Source organism: Frischella sp. Ac48, assembly GCF_019641635.1.
Taxonomy (GTDB): domain Bacteria; phylum Pseudomonadota; class Gammaproteobacteria; order Enterobacterales; family Orbaceae; genus Frischella; species Frischella japonica.
Window position 1 is genome coordinate 1 of record NZ_JAETXP010000027.1, and the last position, 2,296, is coordinate 2,296.

6 protein-coding genes are annotated in these 2,296 nt (G+C 33.9%); 2 read left to right on the plus strand and 4 right to left on the minus strand.

The window, feature by feature from the left end:
• Positions 1–102 precede the first annotated feature (102 nt).
• Positions 103–243, plus strand: a complete 141-nt coding sequence (locus JMI89_RS12185; RefSeq protein ID WP_370633749.1) for a SymE family type I addiction module toxin — start codon at positions 103–105, stop codon at positions 241–243.
• Between the two features lie 11 nt (positions 244–254).
• On the opposite strand, the gene JMI89_RS11660 is transcribed toward JMI89_RS12185, so the two are convergent.
• The gene (locus JMI89_RS11660; RefSeq protein ID WP_220680165.1) at positions 255–719 is read right to left on the minus strand and encodes an SMI1/KNR4 family protein; all 465 of its coding nucleotides are present in this window, start codon (positions 717–719) and stop codon (positions 255–257) included.
• A complete protein-coding gene (locus tag JMI89_RS11665) occupies positions 709–1,455 on the minus strand; it encodes an HNH/ENDO VII family nuclease (RefSeq protein ID WP_220680166.1) in 747 nt (248 codons plus the stop codon). Before JMI89_RS11665 ends, JMI89_RS11660 begins: the two co-directional genes overlap by 11 nt.
• Between JMI89_RS11665 and JMI89_RS11670 the strand changes: the two genes are divergently transcribed.
• Complete coding sequence (locus JMI89_RS11670; RefSeq protein WP_220680167.1) at positions 1,449–1,595, plus strand: SymE family type I addiction module toxin; 147 nt, start codon at positions 1,449–1,451, stop codon at positions 1,593–1,595. The genes JMI89_RS11665 and JMI89_RS11670 overlap by 7 nt on opposite strands.
• A 45-nt stretch (positions 1,596–1,640) precedes the next feature.
• Here the strand turns inward: JMI89_RS11670 and JMI89_RS11675 are convergent, their stop codons facing one another.
• Both JMI89_RS11675 and JMI89_RS11680 read right to left on the minus strand, forming a co-directional pair.
• A complete protein-coding gene (locus JMI89_RS11675) occupies positions 1,641–2,021 on the minus strand; it encodes a hypothetical protein (RefSeq protein WP_187756229.1) in 381 nt (126 codons plus the stop codon).
• The coding region (locus tag JMI89_RS11680; RefSeq protein WP_187756230.1) for a hypothetical protein at positions 2,018–2,296 on the minus strand (279 nt) is incomplete at its 5' end. The genes JMI89_RS11680 and JMI89_RS11675, both read right to left, overlap by 4 nt.

The following is a 2,296-nucleotide window of genomic DNA, read 5'->3' on the forward strand; positions in this document are numbered from 1 at the left end:
CTAAATGACCAAAAGCAAATAGAATTAATCTTAAAAACGTAATGATTCGCTCGTAAAAACGTTATACACGTCATTATCAACATAATATAAAACCAGAATATAATACAACACGGTACAAAACCCAGACCACAACTCACCATTAAAGGCAGGTGGCTAGAGCAGATAGGGTTTTATGTCGGCTGCCCTGTTATCATTAAGATTGAACAGGGCAAGTTGATTGTTGAACTTGATTTGCAAGTTTGAAAAACTATAACTTATAAATAATCTTTAATTCTTTTATATAAAAATTCATAAAAATCGGCAGCATAAAACACCCCATCTTCTTTGCCTAAACGTAAATAAATTGGACATTCATTTTTAAGACTTTTATTATAATTAAAATAAAATTCTTCTCCAAAATCTGTCCTACTTACTACTATTTCATTCTTTTCATGAAGATTATCTCTAATATCAATTATATAGTTGTAAACTATATCACCTCCTACGGCATTTTCGAAATCTATTTCATATATACTAAAGATTTCTTCTCCATTTATATCACCACCACCATATTCAGCAAGAAACCATTTGTATGAATCGCTAAAAGTAATGTTCATATACATTTCTGCTTTGCTTATCCATTCATCACTAGGTGCATTATCGGGAGAACCGAAGTTGATAATATCTAAATTAAGATCAATTAATTTTTGAACATCATTAGGAGTAATTTTAATTTGCATAGTTTGCTGCCCTATTTTTCCAATACTGTTTTTTCCAAGATTCAAATTTGTTTCTATTTATACCAGACGGTATTGTATTTGTATTAACATGAATAGTTGAGTGATTTTCCTTGTGAAATTTTTGAGTAACTTCTGCAATTGGACCATCTTGCCTTTGAGTCATATGATGCAAATTGATTGCTCTGCCATCACTTCCTATAGGAGCTAATCCATTTGCCATACGTTCTAAATTTGTTCCTGTCACTGTTTTACCGTTTACCTTCCATGAACTTACAAAATTCGGGTCAAACAAATCATTACGTTGATAAACTTTATTACCATTAAATTCTATAGGATCTTTGCTCCAATATTTTCGCTCTTGCCCAAAATATTTTGCTGCATCAGCCTGTGTTACACCACTCGTCCCATTTCCAGCATTAAATTCCTTTAGTTCAATCACATTCTTCTGATTTAAGCTGATTTTGTCAATGGATATTGTCACTTCGGTTGGTTTGATTGTCTGTCCGACTTTTACGGCGGTTGTTGTGTCCAGTTTAATCACATTTTCGGTTTGTGTTGCCATTTTGACTACCGATGAGGCTTTGGTGATTAAACCAATATCAACCAGTGTATAGGCGATTTCACCATAACCTTTAGCCACTAAGCCTGACCATTCTATCAACTCGCCACCGTGGGTCGCGGTAACCTCGTTACTCCACACTGAACGCGCGCCAGCCTGGATATTATCTAATGCCACAAGGCACAAAATCCAACCCCAGATTACAACTGACGATTAAGGATAGATGGCTGGAGCAATTTGGTTTTTATGTCGACTGCCCTGTTGTCATTAAGATTGAACAGGGCAGGTTGATTGTTGAACTTGATTTGCAAGTTTAAACATAAATGGTTGATTTTTCCCACTACTATATGAGGATTTATCCCTTATTTTGAATAACGTTCTCTTAATTTATTCATATAAAATTCTATTGAATCTTTTTCACTAGGATGTGCATTGATATATGCATCGGATACTATTTGCATTAAAGTTATAAACTGATGGAGAGGCATTGGATAACCTTCACAATCACCAAAAACAAAAGTTACTCCATCAAATTCTTCGGGATTATCTAAATCTTGATCTAAAATATACTCAACTCCTTCAGAAACATTAGCACCAATACCTTTTGATGCATCATAAATTAATTGTAAAAAATTCATTTTTTGTTCTTTACACATAACTTCCAATAAACAATATAGCTCAGCACCACCATTATCAATCAAAAGTTTTTTCGTTGTTTCCAACCATTGAAGTGTATTATTCATTTATTATTCCTTTTAGGCATCGTAATGAATGAATTGCTGATTTTACCAGATTTAGCATCGCGCGTAACTCTAAACCAATAACCATCAATGTTAACGTCATGCACAAAACTTGCTGGATCAGATGTAAAATGACTTTCAGCTTGTTTTGCAGCCCGATTAGACATATCAGCAACTTTAGTATCAGATAAAATATTAGGGTCATAAGTCGTTTTTGTTTGAGTTTTTTTAAACCCATCAGTTGTACCTGCATTTGGTCCATTTGCGACCTTCTTTGG